General features: G+C 70.5%; 14 protein-coding genes. 4 read left to right on the forward strand and 10 right to left on the reverse strand.

Annotated features, from left to right (window positions below):
* Positions 1–119: 119 nt before the first annotated feature.
* Positions 120–563, reverse strand: a complete 444-nt coding sequence (locus BJ979_RS14890) for an MmcQ/YjbR family DNA-binding protein (protein WP_218853505.1) — start codon at positions 561–563, stop codon at positions 120–122.
* A 42-nt stretch (positions 564–605) separates the two neighbouring features.
* Entirely contained in the window at positions 606–2,462 is a 1,857-nt protein-coding gene (gene lepA / locus BJ979_RS14895) for a translation elongation factor 4 (protein ID WP_179569089.1), read from the reverse strand.
* Between the two features lie 278 nt (positions 2,463–2,740).
* Here lepA and BJ979_RS14900 point away from each other — a divergent pair, with 278 nt between their 5' ends.
* Both BJ979_RS14900 and BJ979_RS14905 read left to right on the forward strand, forming a co-directional pair.
* Positions 2,741–4,135 (forward strand): LPXTG cell wall anchor domain-containing protein, encoded by a 1,395-nt coding sequence (locus BJ979_RS14900; protein WP_179569091.1) that lies wholly within the window; start codon positions 2,741–2,743, stop codon positions 4,133–4,135.
* 146 nt (positions 4,136–4,281) lie between these two features.
* Positions 4,282–6,564, forward strand: coding sequence for an FUSC family protein (locus BJ979_RS14905; protein WP_179569093.1), 2,283 nt, complete (start codon positions 4,282–4,284; stop codon positions 6,562–6,564).
* Positions 6,565–6,607: 43 nt separating this feature from the next.
* On the opposite strand, the gene BJ979_RS14910 is transcribed toward BJ979_RS14905, so the two are convergent.
* Together BJ979_RS14910 and BJ979_RS14915 are read right to left on the reverse strand one after the other, a co-directional pair.
* Positions 6,608–7,846: a TIGR01777 family oxidoreductase gene (locus BJ979_RS14910; protein WP_343046725.1), complete on the reverse strand. Its 1,239-nt coding sequence runs from the start codon at positions 7,844–7,846 to the stop codon at positions 6,608–6,610.
* Positions 7,843–9,021, reverse strand: coding sequence for a pyridoxal phosphate-dependent aminotransferase (locus tag BJ979_RS14915; RefSeq protein WP_179569095.1), 1,179 nt, complete (start codon positions 9,019–9,021; stop codon positions 7,843–7,845). Before BJ979_RS14915 ends, BJ979_RS14910 begins: the two co-directional genes overlap by 4 nt.
* 282 nt (positions 9,022–9,303) lie before the next feature.
* On the opposite strand from BJ979_RS14915, the gene rpsT reads away from it, so the two are divergent.
* Positions 9,304–9,564, forward strand: a complete 261-nt coding sequence (gene rpsT / locus BJ979_RS14920) for a 30S ribosomal protein S20 (RefSeq protein ID WP_141146089.1) — start codon at positions 9,304–9,306, stop codon at positions 9,562–9,564.
* Between the two features lie 123 nt (positions 9,565–9,687).
* Here the strand turns inward: rpsT and holA are convergent, their stop codons facing one another.
* From holA to BJ979_RS14950, 6 genes are all read right to left on the reverse strand, one after another.
* Entirely contained in the window at positions 9,688–10,713 is a 1,026-nt protein-coding gene (holA, locus tag BJ979_RS14925; RefSeq protein ID WP_179569097.1) for a DNA polymerase III subunit delta, read from the reverse strand.
* Between the two features lie 70 nt (positions 10,714–10,783).
* Positions 10,784–12,004 (reverse strand): ADP-dependent glucokinase/phosphofructokinase, encoded by a 1,221-nt coding sequence (locus tag BJ979_RS14930; RefSeq protein WP_179569099.1) that lies wholly within the window; start codon positions 12,002–12,004, stop codon positions 10,784–10,786.
* 137 nt (positions 12,005–12,141) lie between these two features.
* Positions 12,142–13,008 (reverse strand): ketose-bisphosphate aldolase, encoded by an 867-nt coding sequence (locus BJ979_RS14935; protein WP_141164119.1) that lies wholly within the window; start codon positions 13,006–13,008, stop codon positions 12,142–12,144.
* An 87-nt stretch (positions 13,009–13,095) separates the two neighbouring features.
* The gene (locus BJ979_RS14940; protein WP_179569101.1) at positions 13,096–14,043 is read right to left on the reverse strand and encodes a carbohydrate ABC transporter permease; all 948 of its coding nucleotides are present in this window, start codon (positions 14,041–14,043) and stop codon (positions 13,096–13,098) included.
* Between the two features lie 3 nt (positions 14,044–14,046).
* On the reverse strand, positions 14,047–15,051 hold the full coding sequence (locus tag BJ979_RS14945; RefSeq protein WP_179569103.1) for a carbohydrate ABC transporter permease: 1,005 nt from the start codon (positions 15,049–15,051) through the stop codon (positions 14,047–14,049).
* A gap of 103 nt (positions 15,052–15,154) precedes the next feature.
* Positions 15,155–16,435, reverse strand: coding sequence for an ABC transporter substrate-binding protein (locus tag BJ979_RS14950; protein ID WP_179569105.1), 1,281 nt, complete (start codon positions 16,433–16,435; stop codon positions 15,155–15,157).
* 221 nt (positions 16,436–16,656) lie between these two features.
* On the opposite strand from BJ979_RS14950, the gene BJ979_RS14955 reads away from it, so the two are divergent.
* A complete protein-coding gene (locus BJ979_RS14955) occupies positions 16,657–17,511 on the forward strand; it encodes a DeoR/GlpR family DNA-binding transcription regulator (protein WP_179569107.1) in 855 nt (284 codons plus the stop codon).
* Positions 17,512–17,561 lie beyond the last annotated feature (50 nt).

Raw genomic sequence — 17,561 nt, forward strand, 5'->3', positions numbered from 1 at the left:
GCGGTTGCTCGAACTGTAGCGCCGCGCCTGCCCCGCGGTCGAGGGTCGAATCATCAGGTGTCGGATGGGTGGACCGATCGGGTCTCGACGGCGAGCTGCGCTGCGCTCAGCGCCGGGCGTCAGTGCGCATCGCCGTCGAGCTCCGGGTGTGCGTCGAGCCACGCCCGCACCTCGGCCTGCGGCGCGGTCGCGAGCCACGCCTCGATCACGAGCTCGCCGAGCCGGTCGTCGTCGAGCGTCTCGAGCACCGCCAGCACGGCGGGGAAGCCCTCGAAATGCTGGATGGTGAACACGGCGTCGTCGGCGGCGAGCAGCTCGCGCTTGGCGTCCTCGTCGGCGACGCGGAACGCCACGATCGTTCCGGGCGGCGGCGGCCCCTCGCGCTTCACATCGGCCTTCGTGAACGGCCGGATCCAGACGAAGCCGCTCCCGCCCGAGCGCGGCTTCCAGACCAGATGGCCGAAGCGCACACTCTCCTCGGCGCCGGGCATCGCGAGCGCGAGCGCCCGCAGCCGCGCGGCGGGTGCCGCATCCGTCGCCCCGACCCCCTCGCCGCCGCTCATGCGAGGCACGCTACTCCGCGCGGCGGCGCGGCGGGAAGAGAGCTACTTCTTCTTGTCCTTCGACTCGACGTCACCCGAGAGCGCGGCGATGAACGCCTCCTGGGGGACCTCGACGCGACCGACCATCTTCATGCGCTTCTTGCCCTCCTTCTGCTTCTCGAGCAGCTTGCGCTTGCGGGTGATGTCGCCGCCGTAGCACTTGGCGAGAACGTCTTTGCGCATCGCGCGGATCGACTCGCGGGCGATGATGCGGGCGCCGATCGCGGCCTGGATGGGCACCTCGAACTGCTGGCGCGGGATGAGCTCGCGCAGGCGCTGCGCCATCATCGTGCCGTAGGCGTAGGCCTTGTCCTTGTGCACGATGGCGCTGAACGCGTCCACGGCCTCGCCCTGCAACAGGATGTCGACCTTGACCAGGTCGCCGGGCGCCTCGCCGGCGGGCTCGTAGTCGAGCGAGGCGTAGCCCTGCGTCTTCGACTTGAGCTGGTCGAAGAAGTCGAAGACGATCTCGCCGAGCGGCAGCGTGTACTTCAGCTCGACGCGGTCTTCGCCGAGGTAGTCCATCGACTTCATCGTGCCGCGGCGGCTCTGGCAGAGCTCCATGATCGCGCCGACGTAGTCCTTCGGCGCGAGGATCGAGGCCGACACGATGGGCTCGAGCACCTCGTGGATCTTCGCGCCCGTCGGGTACTCGCTCGGGTTCGTGACCGTGACCGTCTTGCGATCCTCGGTGGTGACCTCGTACGGCACGCTGGGCGCCGTCGTGATGAGGTCGAGGTCGAACTCGCGACGCAGGCGCTCGGTGATGATCTCGAGGTGCAGCAGGCCCAGGAAGCCGCAGCGGAAGCCGAATCCGAGCGCGACCGAGGTCTCGGGCTCGTACTGCAGGGCCGCATCCGACAGCTTCAGCTTGTCGAGCGCCTCGCGCAGGACCGGGTAGTCGGAGCCGTCGATCGGGTAGATGCCCGAGAACACCATCGGCAGCGGATCGGTGTAGCCCGGCAGCGCGTCGCTCGCCGGCTTCGCCGAGTTGGTGACGGTGTCGCCGACCTTCGACTGGCGCACGTCCTTCACGCCGGTGATGAGGTAGCCCACCTCGCCGACGCCGAGGCCCTTGGTGGGCTTCGGCTCGGGCGAGCTGACGCCGATCTCGAGGATCTCGTGGGTCGCCTTGGTCGACATCATCTGGATGCGCTCGCGCGGGTCGAGCTTGCCGTCGACCATGCGCACGTAGGTGACGACGCCGCGGTAGCTGTCGTAGACGGAGTCGAAGATCATCGCGCGGGCGGGAGCGGATGCGTCGCCGACCGGGGCGGGAACGCGCTGCACGACGCGGTCGAGGAGATCTTCGACGCCCATGCCGGTCTTGCCCGAGACGCGCAGCACGTCGTCGGGGTCGCCGCCGATCAGCTGGGCGATCTCGCGGGCGTACTTCTCCGGGTCGGCCGCCGGCAGGTCGATCTTGTTGAGCACCGGGATGATCTCGAGGTCGTTCTCGAGGGCCAGGTAGAGGTTCGCGAGGGTCTGCGCCTCGATGCCCTGCGCCGCATCCACCAGCAGGATCGCGCCCTCGCACGCGGCGAGCGAGCGCGAGACCTCATAGCTGAAGTCGACGTGGCCGGGGGTGTCGATCATGTTGAGGGCGAAGGTCTCGCCGTCGACCTGCCACGGCATGCGCACGGCCTGGCTCTTGATCGTGATGCCGCGCTCGCGCTCGATGTCCATGCGGTCGAGGTACTGGGCCCGCATGTCGCGGTCGGCGACGATGCCGGTGATGCCGAGCATGCGGTCGGCGAGGGTCGACTTGCCGTGATCGATGTGCGCGATGATGCAGAAGTTGCGGATGCGCGCCGGATCGGTCGAGGCGGGCTCGAGTGGGGTGAGGGCGCGCGGGGACATATCCGCACGATTCTCGCATCCCGCGGGCGTGAGCGCGGACACCGCGGCTGCGCGGCCCGGCGCCGCCCGCCGTCGGCCTTCTCCACCGCGCTTCGACGCCGCCGAGACCTTCCGTCAGGGGTGCCCCTGAGCCGGCGACGGCTCCTCCGCTCGAGTCGGCCCCCTTTCGGGTGTCAAATCCTCAGAAAGGGCTGCGCGACACCCGTCGGCTCATTAGCTTGTGCAACGAGTGTCCTTGACGAGGACTGCTCACTCAGACCCGACCGAACGGAACCCACGTGAAGCTCACCCGCATCCTCGCGGCCTCGACCGGGATCGCCATCGCCGGCGCTCTCGTCGCCGCCGCGCTGCCGGCCACCGCCGCCGCCCCCTCGTCCGAGGTCTACAAGCACAAGGCCGACATCGGCGTCGAGACCTCGCCCTACGCGAAGGCCTGGTTCGCCGGCAAGCTCGGCTCGGGCAAGACCACCGACAGCGTCGAGGACACCGCCTCGGGACTGACCGTCACGGGCGACTACCAGCTGCTCAACGGCGCGAACACCGGGTCCGGCTCCGACATCGCCAACCTCGTGACGAACGCCCGTGTCGTGGTCCCGCAGGGCGCCGCGGCCTTCCAGATCTCGCTGTTCGCGCGCCCGCAGAGCGAGAACGACAAGGGCTTCACCACCCTGCGTCCGACCGCCTTCGCCGACCAGACCACCGCCTCGCTGCCTGCGCCCGACGCTGCTGGCGGCTGGACGACCAGCCAGAACATCGACGCCACGCACGTCAAGGACGGCGCGTACTCGCTGAACGAGCTGCTCGAGGCGATCGGCCCCGACGCCGAGATCCTCGCGACCGGCGTGTTCCTCAACCGCTCGACCGGCCCGAACACGGTCGCCTCGATCACCTGGAACGGCCTCACCACGCGCTTCACCCCGGAGGGCGTCGCGATCGCCGAGCCCACGCCGATCTCGCAGACCGACTTCCAGGGCGACGAGACCCAGGGCGGCGTCTCGTTCGCATTCAGCGGCTACATCCCCGGCGAGACGGTCATCCTGGCCGTCGACGGCGACGATGTCGCGGCTCCCACCTACACGGCTGACGAGGACGGCGCGGTCTTCCCGCGCGTCTGGGGCGAGGGCCCGCTGCAGCAGCCGGCCAAGCACACCGTCACCGCGACCGGCGCCACCTCGGGTGTCGTGAAGTCGGCCGAATTCGAGATCGTCGCCGACGCCGGCACGAACCCCGGAACGCCGACCGACCCGGAGACCCCGGCTTACGTGCCGACCGGCACCGAGAAGCTCGTGCTCAAGACCACCGGCACCCTCACCTCGGGCAGCAAGCTGACCGTCGAGGGCTCGGGCTTCCGCCCCGGCACCGTCGTCGCCTTCGAGCTGCACTCCGACCCGATCGCCCTCGGCAGCGCCACCGCCGACCAGAACGGCGTGCTGAGCTTCGTCACGACCATCCCGGCCGCGGCTCCCGCCGGCTCGCACACGCTCGTCGCGCTGGTCAACGGCCAGCAGATCGCGACCGCGGCCGTGCAGGTCGCCGCGACCGCGCGTCCGGCCGCCCTGGCCGAGACCGGCGTCGAGGCGAACATGGGCCTGCTGACCGCGGGCGTGCTCGTGCTCGCCGGTCTGACGATGGTGCTGGTGCGTCGCCGCGTCGCCGCGATCGCCAACGACTGAGCTGAGTCAGCCCCGAACAGGTCGGCCGCCTCGCGCGGTCGGCCCGTTCTGCTTTTCCGCTCCCCCTCGACCGGCGACGAACCGGAGCGCCGCTCCGCCTCGCTAGGCTGGGCATCCACCACGACGAGAGGACGGGCGCGCGCCGCATGGCTTCGCAGATGCCGCCGAGCGAGACCTCGCGCATCCGCACCCGCTCCCCGCTCGTCCGCGCGGCCGACGCGCTCGTCACCCGCGACATCGGGCTCACGCGCACCCTCGGCGGCATCCGCGCGCTCGTCTGCTCGGGAGCCGGGATGCTCGTCGGCTGGCTGCTCGGCATGGCCCTCGGGCTGCCGCCCGTCATCGGCGTCATGCTCGGGGCGCTGCCCGCGTTCCTCAGCTGCCTCGTCGTCTCCGACTCGAGTGCACGGCGGGAGGCCGGCCGCACCGCGCTGATGATCGTGCCCTTCTCGGTGGCGCTGTTCCTCAGCCTCGAACTGCACCCCTACCGCGTGGTCGAGCTGATCCTGGTGGTCGTGCTGCTCGCGGTTCAGCTGCTCGCGCAGGGCCGCGGCGGCTGGCTCGGTGACGCGGGCGTCGGGGCCTTCGCCGCCTTCATCAGCGGGCTGCTGCTGCCTCTGCCGCAGACCGACTTCCTCGAACTCGTCGCGATCTTCGCCGCCTCGCTCGCGGTGACGATCGTGCTGCGGCTCGTCTTCTTCCGGCCGGATGCGCCGCGATCGCTTCAGCGCACACGACGCGCGGTCGGCATCCTGATCGACCAGGTCGTCGCCGGCACGATCGATCTGCTGCTCGCGGGCGAGGCCAGCCGCGACCGCCGCGCGGTCGTGCTGCGACGCCGTATCGACCGGCTGCAGGTCGCCTCGCTGCTCGCCGACGGGCTCATCTCGGAAGGCGGGCCCGGCGTGCGCGGCGCCCTCGCTCATGCGTTGCACCGCGCGCTGTTCGACGTCGAGCTCGCGGCGGAGACGATCGCGGATGCGGCGGGCCGCCTGCCCGACGACCGGGTGCTGCGCGGCCGGGTCGCGGCGGCACTCGAGGGCGCCGGCAGCGGGCCGGCGGCAGGCCGCGCCGCGGAGCGCGTGGCGGCACTGCGTGAGAGCGGCGTCGCGCTGGCCGCCGGCGACAGCGCCCGCCGCGAGCTGCGCCGCCTCGAGCTCGCGCTGCGCAACCTCGCCCGTGCCGTCGACGAGTGGGCGGCGACCCGGCGCGACCTCGATCCCGACGGCACCTCCATCCCCTTCGAGTCGGCCGTCAGCGTCATCAACGGCCGCATCTCCGGCCCCGGCGAGCTGACCGACACGGTCATCGCCGATGCCACCTCGCGCGGCTTCTGGCGGCGACTGCGGCTGACGTCGGCCGGCCGCACCGCCGTGCAGGGACTCATCGCGGTCGCGATCGCCGAGCCCCTCGGGCTGCTCATCGGCGGCACCCGCTTCTACTGGGCCGTGATCGGCGTCGCGGTGGTGCTCGCCGGCACGACGACCACCCGCGAACGGCTGCGCAAGACCTGGAGCCGCATCTGGGGAACCGCCGTCGGCGGTCTGATCGGCATCCCCCTCGCCGCTCTGACGGCCGCCGCGCACCCGGCGTGGACCGTCGCGATCGTGCTCGTCTGTCTGGGCCTCGGCGTCTACTTCATCTCGAGCGCCTACCCGGGCTGGGTCATCACGCTCGTCGTGCTGCTCTGCCAGCTCTACGCGGCGACGCAGCAGCTGACGCCCGAGACGATCCCGCTGCGGCTCGCCGAGAACGGTCTCGGCGCGCTCATCGCGGTCGGGGTGAGCGCGGTGGTGCTGCCGCTCGGCACGACGTCGCTCGTGCGGCGTGCGGTGCGCGAGCTCTTCGCCGAGGTCGGCGAGTTCGCCACAGCCCTGCGCTCGGGCGGCGGCGACCTGCGCGCGGCGGCGCGCGCCGTCGACCAGAAGCTGTTCCGCGTCGAAGCCGTGCTCGGGCCGGTTCCCCGCTTCGCCTCGGGGCGCGGCGATCGCCGCGACGGACGCCTGCGGCTGCTGGTGGATGCGGTGGCCATCACGGTCGGACGCCTCGCCGCGCAGACGGCCCCCGCCGATCCCCCGACCGGCGCGGATCGTCGGCGAACGGGAGAGGCGCTCGACGAGCTGACCGAGCGGCTCACCGAACTGACGGCAGGACTCGATGCCTCCCGTGGCGGCCGCCGCTCCCCCGGACAGCGCGAGGGCGATGGCGGAGCCGTCGGTGACTCGACGTCCGGGATGGGCTCCCCGGCCGTCGACGAACCCGAGACGGTGACCGGGCTGCTGCGCCTCGTCGTGCGCGAGAACCCGCTCGAGGCCGACAGCGCGTGGACGCGCTCGCGGCTCGAGCTGCTCGCCCGCCTCGACGCCGGGGTCGCCGCGGTCGGCCGCGAGCTCGGCGTCACGACGGCCGCCCCGACCGCGCGGGACTGACCGGAGCGAGGCGGTCCGGCGAACCGGACCGCGCCGGCCCGGCTCAGGCGGCCGGCTTGCCCAGGATCTGCCGCAGCGCCGGCCCGAGGTGCGGGTATTCGAAGGTGAAACCGGCCTCGAGCAGCCGCTCCGGCAGCACCCAGCGGCTCTTGAGCACCAGCTCCGTCTCGGTGCGGATCACCCGCGAGCCCAGCTCGAGCATCCACCCGTAGAGAGGCATGCCGAAGGGCACGCCCAGCACGCGCCGCAGCACCGCCATGAACTCGCGGTTCGTCGACGGGAACGGCGAGCTCACGTTCACCGGCCCGTCGAGGTGGCTGTGCTCGAGGAAGCGGATCGCACGGTACGCGTCGTCGAGGTGAACCCAGCTGAAGCGCTGATCGCCGCCGGGGGTCTTTCCGCCGATGTTCGGGCCGCCGAGCCCGAGGCGCGCGAGTCGCACGAGCGGCTGCAGGGCCGAGCCGTCGCCGAGGGTGATCGCCGTGCGCAGGGCGATCTGGCGCACGCCGGGGCGGGCGGCGGCGAAGAAGGTCTGCTCCCAGCTGGTCGCGACATCCACCGAGAAGCCGGTGCCGATCTCGCCCTCCGCCTCGGTCATCGGGCGATCGTCGGCGTGCCGGTAGATCGTCGCGGTCGAGGCGTTCATCCACACCGGCGGCGGCGTGGAGGCACGGCCGATCGCGACGCCGATCTCCTCGGTGGTCGCGAGCCGCGAACGGAAGATCTCGGCCTTGTTCTGCTCGTTGTAGCGGCAGTTGACGCTCTTGCCGGCGAGGTTGAGCACCAGGGCGCTGCCATCGACGGCGCGCACGATGTTCTCGGTGTCGCCCCAGGTCACGTCGGAGCCCGAGCGGCCGATCGTGATGACGCGGTCGCCCTCGGCGCGCAGCAGCTCGGCGAAGCGCCGGCCCATGAACCCGCTCGCGCCCGCGATGACCACGGTGCGCCCGCTCGACGGCGCGGTGGATGCGCTGGGCAGCGGGGCGGGCTGCGATCCGCCCGGCAGCACCTCGGTGGGCTGCGCGGACGCCGCGGCACCGGGCGACGGCGTCGCAGGCGCCAGCGGAGGCAGCGGGGCCGTGAACTGCGGCTCGGCGAGGCGGGGCACCTGCGTCGTCTCGATCGCCGTCTCCTCGGCGTGCTCGACCGACGACGCGTACTCGCTCGGCAGCTCGTGGCCGCCGAGCAGCTCGTGCTCACTCGACGGTGCGTGCTCGGCCGGCAGATCCCGGTCGTCCGGCACGCCGTCGGGGTTCTGCTCAGGACGCTCGGCGTCGCTCACGTGGTCTCCTCTCGCGGGCTCTCGCCCGGCGCCGGCAGGCGCTCGATCCCGGTCAGCAGGTCGGCCTCGGTCGCGGCCAGACAGAGCCGGATCCAGCCCTCGCCGCTGCGTCCGAAGGCGCTGCCCGGGGCCACGGCGACCCGGTCGCGCAGCAGGAAGCGCTCGGCCCAGCCGGCGACATCGCCGTCGCTGGCGTAGCTGACATCCACCCACAGGTAGAAGGCTCCGCCCGGCGCGAGGTAGCGGATGCCGCGGGCGTCGAGCGCGGCCGTCGCCGCATCGAGGTTGCGGCGGTAGTGCGCGGCCGCATCGGCGACGTGCTGCTGATCGCCCCGGATCGCGGCGATCGCGGCGCGCTGCGCCGGCGGGGCGACGCAGCTGATCGTCGCCTCCTGCAGCGTGCGCAACGTGGCCGACAGCCCCGGCGGCGTCACGAGATAGCCGACGCGGATGCCGGTCATGGCGTAGGTCTTCGAGAAGCTGAAGGCGCTGAGCACGCGATGCGCGTCGCCGGTCTCGGCTGCCAGTGCCGCGATGCTGACGTGCGGGCCGCTCCACGTGAAGGCCTCGTAGACCTCGTCGCTGAGGATCCAGAGGTCGTGGCGACGGGCCAGGTCGAGCAGCTCGCGCAGCGTCTCGGCGGGGAAGACGCGGCCGAGCGGATTCGACGGCGAGTTGACGATGAGCACGCGCGTCTGCGGCGTGATCCCCGCCTCGATCTCCTCGATCGACGGCAGGAAGCCGCGCTCGGGCGTGAGGGAGTAAGGCACCGGAACGGCGCCGAGCATCCGCGCGCCCATCGTGAAGGTCGTGTAGCCGGGGTCGGGCACGAGCACCTCGTCGCCCGGCGCGAGCGTCAGCTGCATCGCCAGGTAGAGGGCCTGCGTGGCGCCGATCGTGACCCACACCTGCTCGGTGTCGACCGGCATCCCGTTGCGCTCGGCGAGCTTGCCGACGATCGCGCGGCGCAGCTCGAGCAGGCCGCCATTCGGGTTGTAGTCGGTCTCGTCGCGCTCCCACGCGGCGATCGCGGCCTCGCGGATGTGCGGGGCGATCGGCACGTCCGGCTCGCCGACGCCGAGCGAGACGACGTCATCCAGCTCGGCCGCGATCTCGTAGATGCGGCGGATGCCCGAGCCCGGAACCGCGGGGATGTGGGGCGCGAGCGAGGGCACCCGACCACGCTAGCCCAGCGGTGCCGGATGCGAGGGGCGGGCGTCGGCGGCGACGCACGGCCTTCACGGCCGGGTGTCGCGGGCGAGCGCGACGCGACCGGAACGCGGGTGGAACACGGGCCGTGCGCCTGGTAACGTAGACCCTTGGTTTTGCGTGTGGTTCCCACCACGCGACTCGCCGGTGCGCGTCCCTCTACCGCGGCGCCGGCAGCCGCCCCGGCGGCGAGGCGTTCTCGGACGCCGTGACCGAACACACGATCCCGTCAAGGAAAGAACACACGCATGGCGAACATCAAGTCGCAGATCAAGCGCATCGGCACCAACAAGAAGGCGCAGGAGCGCAACAAGGCCGTCAAGAGCCAGCTCAAGACCGCCGTCCGCAGCACCCGTGAGGCCATCGCGGCCGGCGACAAGGAGAAGGCCACCGCCGCTCTGCTCGTCGCGACCAAGCGTCTCGACAAGGCCGTCTCCAAGGGCGTCATCCACAAGAACCAGGCCGCGAACCGCAAGTCGGCCATCGCGTCGCAGGTCGCCGCGCTCTGAATCGGCACCGCCTGAGTTCTCAGCGCCTGATCTGATTCAGATCTGCACGAAGGCCCCGTCCGATCGGACGGGGCCTTCGTCGTTCTCGGGACGGAGGGGCGCGATCCTCCGACCCGCTGCACTTCAGACTCGCGATTCCCCGCGCGCCGCGACGACCGCGATCATCCGCTCGAGCGAGTAGACGGGGTCGCGCCCGCCGCCCTTGACCATCGCGTCGGTCTCGGCGAGCATCCGGATCGCGCGGCCGAGACCCTCGTCGCTCCAGGCGGAGACGTCGCGGCGGGCGCGGTCGACCTGCCAGGGCGCCATGCCGAGCTTTCCGGCCAGCTCGCCCGACGAGCCGCGCACGCCGGAGACGCGCGCCATCGAGCGCAGCTTCATCGCGAAGGCCGCGACCATGGGCACCGGGTCGGCGCCGGAGGCGAGCGCGTGGCGCAGCAGGCGCAGCGCCTCGCCATGGCGGCCATCGATCGCCGCGTCCGCGACGGCGAAGGCCGTGGTCTCGACGCGCCCGCCGTAGTACTTGGCGACGGTCTTCTCGTCGATGTCGTCGCTCGTGTCGGAGATGAGCTGCTGGCACGCGGCAGCGAGTTCGCCGAGGTCGTCGGTGAAGGCGCCGACGAGCGCGCGGATGGCCCCCGAGGAGATCTTGCGCTTCGCCGACCGGAACTCGGCCGTGACGAAGTCGACGCGATCGGAGTCGCGCTTGAGCGCGGCGCAGACGACCTCGATGCCGCCGGAGGCCCCGCCGCGGATCGTGTCGAGCAGCTTCTTGCCGCGGGTTCCGCTCGCATGCCGCAGCACGAGGTAGGTCTCGTCGGCGGGCGCGGTGAGGTAGGCCAGCGCCTCGTCGAGGAAGGCGTCGCTGCACTTCTCGACGTTGGCGACGCGGATGAGGCGCGGCTCTCCGAAGAGCGAGGGGCTCGCGAGGGTGAGCAGCTCCCCCGGCGCGTAGGTGCCGGCGTCGATGTCGCTGACCTCGAGGCTCGGATCCTCGGCGCGCAGCACATCGCGCAGCAGGCGCAGGGCGCGGTCGGCGAGCACGTTCTCGGGCCCCGAGATGAGCACGACGGGGGCGGGGCGCACCGCATCCCAGCTCAGCTGCGGGATGGCGGTCTTCGCGCTGCGCGCGGCGGGCCTGGCCGGCATCCGCACCTCCGTTCGTTCGTCCCGAGTCTAGGTGCGACGACCGATGCGGGATGCGCGCGAACGGCGACGCTCAGCGCGCGAGCGCCGCGATCACGCCGCCGACGAAGGTGTCGCCGAGGCCGATCGTGGTCGGGTTCTCGACCGCGAGATGGAAGGCGGGCACGGCGACCCGCTCCTCCCCCGCACGCGACGGCGGGAGGGCGGCGAAGGCGCGCGCGAACTCGGCTCCTCGCGCGTGCCGCTCGAGCTGCTGCGTCGCCGCGTACCGCTCGGGCGTGATGCCGTCACCGAGGCGGAAGCGGGTCGCGGCCATCGTGACGCCGCCGTCGAGCGCGTCCGCGAAGCGGGACGCCTCGGGGCCGACCGCGGCGGCCCAGTACTTCGTGTGCACCAGCACGACCGGTGCGACGACCGCCGAGCGCACATCGTCGAGTGCCAGCGCGACCTTCGCCGCGTCGAGCAGGTCGATCGGGCGGCCGAGGTAGTCCTGCAGCTCGTCTTCGTTCATGCCGTGCACGGCGGCGCGCCCCGCGAGCCTCGAGCGCACGCGGGAGCTCATGGCCGGCACGTGGAAGCCGGCGTCCTCGTAGAGCACGAGCGCCTCCGCGGGCAGCCGATCGAGGGCGACGACGAGCTCGTCGAGCCGCGCATCCAGCTCACCCTCGTCCTGCATCGAGTTGAAGCCCGAGACGAGGAACAGGGAGGCGCCGCGCAGCGCGTCGCCGAGGTCGCGGCTCAGCCGCAGCTCGCGATTCGGCGGGTCGTTCGAGTAGATGAGCCGGTTCGGATGCTGTGCCACGATCTCGGCGTCGCCATCGGCGTCGCCGACGCGCACGCGCGCTCCGGCCGGGAACTGCACGATCAGGTGCGGGTCGAGGCTGTCGTGCTCGGCACTGCAGATCCAGTCGATCTCGGGCGGCAGCAGGCGACGCACGTTGTCGTCGATGCTCACGAGGTGCTGGGTCGACGGGATGCCGAGGCCCGCCATCGCGAGCCCGGCACGCACCCCGGTGCCGCCCAGCGTGACGACCGTCTCGAAGTGCGCGGCGAAGTCGAGCACCGCGGCCGAGCTCTCGACGAAGCGCTCCCCGCCGGCGCCGCTGCCGAGGAAGGCCAGCACCGACACGAGCAGGTCGCGCTCGGTGCGGATCGGGCGGCGCGCGCGCAGCTCGGCCGCGATCTCCTCGCCGGTGACCGCGTGCTCGCGGGCGAGCCGCTCGAGCACCCCGGCATCCCAGACGATCTCGTAGTCGACGGTGCCGCCGAGGCCGAGCACGAGCGGGTGGGTCATGGGGATCCTCGGAGACAGCGGGACGGGGCGGGAAGGGTCAGGCGGGACCGGTGCTTCGAGAGCACCGACCCCGCCCGAGTGGATGAGGTGGGCGTCGCCGCGGTGGCGACGGGGGCGCCCACCGGATCAGCACGCGATCAGTACAGCGCAGCCTTGCCGGCCGCGTCGAACAGGTCGATCTTGTGCGCGGCCGTGGCCTTCATGGCCTCGATCGCCGGCGGCTGGATCGTGTTCGGCTCGCGCAGCTTCTCGTCGGTGCCGAGGATGCCGCGGATCGCGTTGTGGTACGAGACCTTGATGTCGCTCGAGATGTTGATCTTGTTGACGCCGAGCTTGACCGACTTGCCGATCTCGTCATCCGGGTTCGCCGATCCGCCGTGCAGCACGAGCGGGATGCCGACCGCCGCCTTGAGCTCCTTGAGCAGGTCGAGCTTGAGCTCGGGGCTCTTCTCGGCCGGGTAGAGGCCGTGCGAGGTGCCGATGGCGACGGCGAGGCTGTCGACGCCGGTCTCCTGCACGAAGCGCACCGCGTCCGCCGGATCCGTGTAGATGATCTCGGCCGCGCCGGCCTCGCCGTAGCTGTCGTTCGCGCCGATCGTGCCGAGCTCGCCCTCGACCGAGACGCCGACCGCGTGCGCCGCCTCGACGACCTTCTTCGTGATGGCGACGTTCTCGTCGAAGGGCAGCATCGACGCGTCGATCATGACCGAGGTGAAGCCGGCCTGGATCGCGGTGAGCATCTGGTCGTAGGTGCCGCCGTGATCCCAGTGGATGACGACCGGCACACTCGAGCGGTGCGCGCGCTGACGGATGGCGGCGATGAGGTCGGTCGTGACGTGGGCGACCTCGTCGGGGTGGATGGCGATGATGACGGGAGCGTTCTTCTCCTCGCTCACGTCCATGATCCCGGTGAACATGGCCCAGTCGCTGATGTTGAAGGCGGGGACGGCGAAGTCGTTGTCGTTGGCGACCGCGAGCAGTTCCTTGCCGGTGATGAGAGGCACGATTCTCCTTGTGTTCCTTGGGTTCCTGGGTGCAGGTGGGTGGACCGCACGCGCGAGGGCCGCGCGCACGGAGGGTCGGGCGCGGGGTCAGCTCTTGACGGATCCGGCGGTGAGCCCGCCGATGAAGAAGCGCTGGAAGAAGAGGAACAGCAGGAGCACGGGGATCGACCCCAGGATGCTCATCGCCATCATCTCGTTCCACTCGTAGGAGTGCTGGCCCATGAGCAGCTGGATGCCGATCGGCACCGTGCGCATGTCGTTGGTGCGAGTGAGGGTGAGCGCGAAGAGGTACTCGTTCCACGCGATCATGAAGGTGTAGATGCCGACCGAGACGATGCCCGGGATCGAGATCGGCACGAGGATGCGCCAGAGGGCGCCGAAGCTGGAGGAGCCGTCGACCTTCGCGGCCTCGTCGAGCTCCTTGGGCAGGGTGTTGAAGTAGCCCGTCATCATGATGATCGCGTAGGGCAGCGTGAACACCATGTAGGTGAGGATGAGGCCCGCGTAGGTGTTGTAGAGCCCGAGCGTGACCATGAGCCCGAAGTACGGGATGAGCAGCGTGATCGGCGGCACCGCCTGCACGCTGACGATCACCACGTTGAGCGGCTTCTTGAACGGGAACTCGTAGCGGCTGAAGGCGTAGGCCGCGAGGATCGCCACGATGAGCGTCGCGATCGTCACCGCCAGCGACACCGCGTAGCTGTTGATGAAGAAGCGCACCTTCTCGGGGTCGGTGAGGATCGTCACGTAGGCGTCGAGGCTGAAGCCCTTCGTGATGAACGACGGCGGCGAGGCGAAGATCTCCGGGTTCGACTTGAACGAGCTCGACAGCATCCACAGCACGGGGAAGCCGGCGAAGACGGCGCCGAGGCAGAGGGCGATGATGACGCCGACCTTCTCGATGCGGCGGCGCACGGGCGAGCCGGCGAGTTCGGTCGTGGCGTAGCTGTCGGCCTTGCGACGGCGAGGCTTCGCCTTGGCGGTCGCGGCGGCGGTCGCGGATGCGGTGGAGGCGCGGGGCGCGGTCGTGGTCATGTGTCAGTCCCTCGCTCGCTGGTGACGCACGTAGAAGACGGCCAGGATCATCGACAGCACGAGCACGATCACGGCGCTCGTCGAGGCCATCGAGAACTCGTAGCGGCTGAACGCGAGCTTGTAGGTGAAGGTGCTCAGCATCTCGGTGACGTTGATCGGCCCGCCGCCCGTCGTCATCCAGATCAGGGCGAACTGCTGCGACGTCCAGATGAGGTCGAGCAGGCACATGCTGATGATGATCGGGCGCAGCTGCGGGATCGTGACGTTCCAGAACTGCTGCCAGCGGCTGGCGCCGTCGACCGTCGCGGCCTCGTAGAGGTCGCGCGGGATGCCCTGCAGACCGGCGAGCAGGCTCACCATGAAGAAGGGGTAGCCGGCCCAGATGTTGATGAAGGTGACCGCGGCGAGCGCGAGCGACGGGTCGGCGAGGAACTCGACGCCCTTATCGGTCAGGCCGAGCGAGACGAGCACGTAGTTGATGACGCCGTTGGGGTTGAGCAGCAGACGCCACAGCACGGCGACGATCGCGACCGTGAACAGCCACGGCAGGAAGTAGATGACCCGGAAGACGGCCTTCGACGCGTTGCCGAGCAGCGGGGTGTTGAGCAGCATCGCGAAGACGAGGCCGAGCACGAGGTGGGCGGCGACGCTCGTGAGCGTGAAGATCAGCGTGTTGCCGAGCGCGGTGTGGAAGCGCTCGTCGGTCAGGACGTCCACGTAGTTGTCGAGGCCGACGAACTTCGGGTTGTGGTTCGTGATGACGTTGTTCATGAACGAGTAGCCGATGACCATCCCGATGGGGACGAGCATGAGCACGATCATGAGGATCGCCGTGGGCGAGATGAAGGCGTAGGGCTCGAGGCGGCGGAGGCCGTTCGAGCTGCGGCCGCGGCGGCGCGGCGAGCGCGGGCCGAGGCCGGAGCCGGCGCGACGGGCGCGGCTGCCGCCGACCTCGGCGGGCGTCGGGCGCTCGGAGGCCGCGGCGGCGACCGGAGGTGCGGAGGTCATGGGTGGTGCGACCTTTCGGACGAGGGTGGGGTCGCGCCGTGGCGGGGTGCCGCAGAGGCAGGCGCCGCCACGGCGCGACCGGGTGAGAGGAGGGGACGAGCGGCTAGAACTCGGCCGACCAGCTCTTCTGCGCGGCCTCGAGACCGGCCTTGACGCTCTGATCACCCGACAGCGTCTTCTGGAACTGCTCGTCGAACTGGCGCATCAGGTCCTCCGACACGGGGAGTCCGACGAACTCGTTCGCGGGCTTGCCGGCCTTGTAGATGTCGAAGGCCTCCTTGAACAGCGGGTCGGCATCCGAGAAGTCGGGCTCCGACTCCGTGTTGCCGGGGAAGGCCTTGGCCATGGTCGAGAGCTGCGAGTTGATCTTCTTGCTCATGAGGAACTCGACGAGCTTGAAGGCCTCGGTCTTGTGCTTCGAGCTCTCGCTCACGCCGATGCCCCACGAGGCGTAGGGGATGCCCCGCTCGCCCTCGTAGCCGTCGACCGACGGCAGGGCCGAGATGCTGAACTTGAGGTTCGGGTTGTTCTCGCGGATCAGGTTGATGTGCGCGAGCGAGTCGATCATCAGGCCGACGCGGCCGTTGGTGAACTCCTCGACCTTGTCCTGCTCCTTCTGCGTGAAGGAGCCCGGGGCGATCGAGCCGTCGTCCCACATGCCCTTGATGTACTCGACGGCGCTCGTGACGTCCTTGTTCGTCAGGTCGGGCTTGCCCTTCTTGAGCATGCTGCCGCCCGAGGCCCAGACCCACGACATGACGTCGTTCTGGATGCCGTTGGGCGCCTCGCTCGAGAGCGGCAGCACCCAGCCGGAGGTGTCGCCGCCGAGGGCGGAGACCTTCTTCGCGGCCTCGGCGAACTCGGTGCGGTTCGTCGGCGGGGCGGTGACGCCGGCCTGGGCGAGCAGGTCGTCGTTGCTGAACATCGGGTAGACGAAGTTGACGACCGGGATCATGTAGGTCGAGCCGTCGAGCTTCACCTGGCTGGCGAGCTTGCTGTCGTCGTACTTGTTGTCTGTGAAGAGCTGGGTGAGGTCGGCGAGCGAGCCCTGCTTGGCGAAATCGCTGACCCAGGCGCCGTCGAGGCCGACCACGTCGGACATCGTGCCGGCGGCGGATCCGGCGAAGAGCTGCTCTTTGGTGCTGGCGTAGGGGCCGGAGAGCAGCTTGACCGTGATGTTCGGGTTCTCCTTCTCGAACTCGTCGATCAGGGCCTGGAACTCGCCCTTGGGGAGCTCGGGCTCCCACCACTGGGCCAGTTCGATCGTGACCTTGCCGTTGCTGTCGGCGGGGGCGCCCGACGAGCACCCGGCGATCATCGAGACGGCGGCGACGGCGGCGATGCCGGTGGCCACGACTCGACGGAAGCGAGCGACGTTGCTCATGATTCTCCGTTCGGAAATCAACACTGCGATGTGGGATGTGCGGGTGATGCAGGTGAAGCGGATGAAGCCTTGCGTTTTGGTGCTGGTGTCTGCGCTTTTCTGCGCGTTTGGGAACAGTAGCTCGAGGAAGTCGGCGCGTCAATGGCACGAATTCGCGAACAAAGCCGCATCCGACCGCAGATATCCGTGGCAAAACCGCAGATGTCTGCTAGACAGGCCCCGTGACATCCACCACTCCCGACGCCGCGGGTGACGACCAGCCGCGGCTGCCCGCCGGTCGCAAGGCTCAGCTCGCCGCCTACGTCGCCGAGGTCGAGCAGGTCACCGTCGCCGCGCTCTCGGCGCGATTCAACGTCTCGGCCGACACGATCCGCCGCGACCTCGACCAGCTGGATGCCGACGGCCTGGTCGTGCGCACGCACGGCGGCGCCGTCAGCCCCACCGCGATGCGCGCGGTCGAGCAGAAGCTCGACATCCGGCTGCAGCTGCAGACCTCGGCGAAGGAGAAGATCGGCGCACTCGCCGCGACCCTCATCGAGAACGGCTCGGTCGTGATGATCAACGCCGGCACGACCACGCTCGCCCTCGCGCGGCACCTCGGCGATCACCGTGAGCTGACGATCGCCACCAACAATCTGCGCATCCCGGCCGAGATCAGCGACCGGGCCTGCCGCGACCTGTACCTCTTCGGCGGGGCCGTGCGACTGCGCGGCCAGGCGACGGTCGGTCCGGTGTCGTTCCAGCTCGGCGCCGGAAGCGCCGAGCTGGACCTGCGCTGCGACGTCGCCGTCGTCTCCGTCGGCGCGGTCTCGGCCGACGCCGGCTTCTCGACCAGCAACCTCGCCGAGGCGGCGATGATGGGCGAGATGATCTCGCGAGCGACGCGCGTCGTCATCCTCGCCGACTCCTCGAAGTTCGACCGCACGCTGTTCGCGCAGGTCGCCGAGCTGCGTCGGGCCGACTTCCTGGTGACCGACGCCGCTCCCCCGGCGGATCTCGCGGCCGCCCTGGAGAAGGCCGGCGTGCGTGTACTCGTCCCCGGCGACGAGATCGGCACGCTGCCGCGCATCCACTGAGCCGCGCGTCCACTGATCTGCGCATCCACCGATCCGCGAATCCACCGAAC

The organism is Schumannella luteola, from assembly GCF_013408685.1.
In the GTDB taxonomy this organism is placed as follows: Bacteria; Actinomycetota; Actinomycetes; order Actinomycetales; family Microbacteriaceae; genus Schumannella; species Schumannella luteola.

Excerpts from the sequence above, each read along its gene's own strand:
- lepA (WP_179569089.1), bottom strand. The coding sequence starts at position 2,462 with ATGTCCCCGCGCGCCCTCACCCCACTCGAGCCCGCCTCGACCGATCCG.
- BJ979_RS14930 (WP_179569099.1), bottom strand. The coding sequence starts at position 12,004 with ATGACCCACCCGCTCGTGCTCGGCCTCGGCGGCACCGTCGACTACGAG.
- BJ979_RS14950 (WP_179569105.1), bottom strand. The coding sequence starts at position 16,435 with ATGAGCAACGTCGCTCGCTTCCGTCGAGTCGTGGCCACCGGCATCGCC.
- BJ979_RS14945 (WP_179569103.1), bottom strand. The coding sequence starts at position 15,051 with ATGACCTCCGCACCTCCGGTCGCCGCCGCGGCCTCCGAGCGCCCGACG.
- BJ979_RS14905 (WP_179569093.1), top strand. The coding sequence starts at position 4,282 with ATGGCTTCGCAGATGCCGCCGAGCGAGACCTCGCGCATCCGCACCCGC.
- holA (WP_179569097.1), bottom strand. The coding sequence starts at position 10,713 with ATGCCGGCCAGGCCCGCCGCGCGCAGCGCGAAGACCGCCATCCCGCAG.
- BJ979_RS14940 (WP_179569101.1), bottom strand. The coding sequence starts at position 14,043 with ATGACCACGACCGCGCCCCGCGCCTCCACCGCATCCGCGACCGCCGCC.
- BJ979_RS14890 (WP_218853505.1), bottom strand. The coding sequence starts at position 563 with ATGAGCGGCGGCGAGGGGGTCGGGGCGACGGATGCGGCACCCGCCGCG.
- rpsT (WP_141146089.1), top strand. The coding sequence starts at position 9,304 with ATGGCGAACATCAAGTCGCAGATCAAGCGCATCGGCACCAACAAGAAG.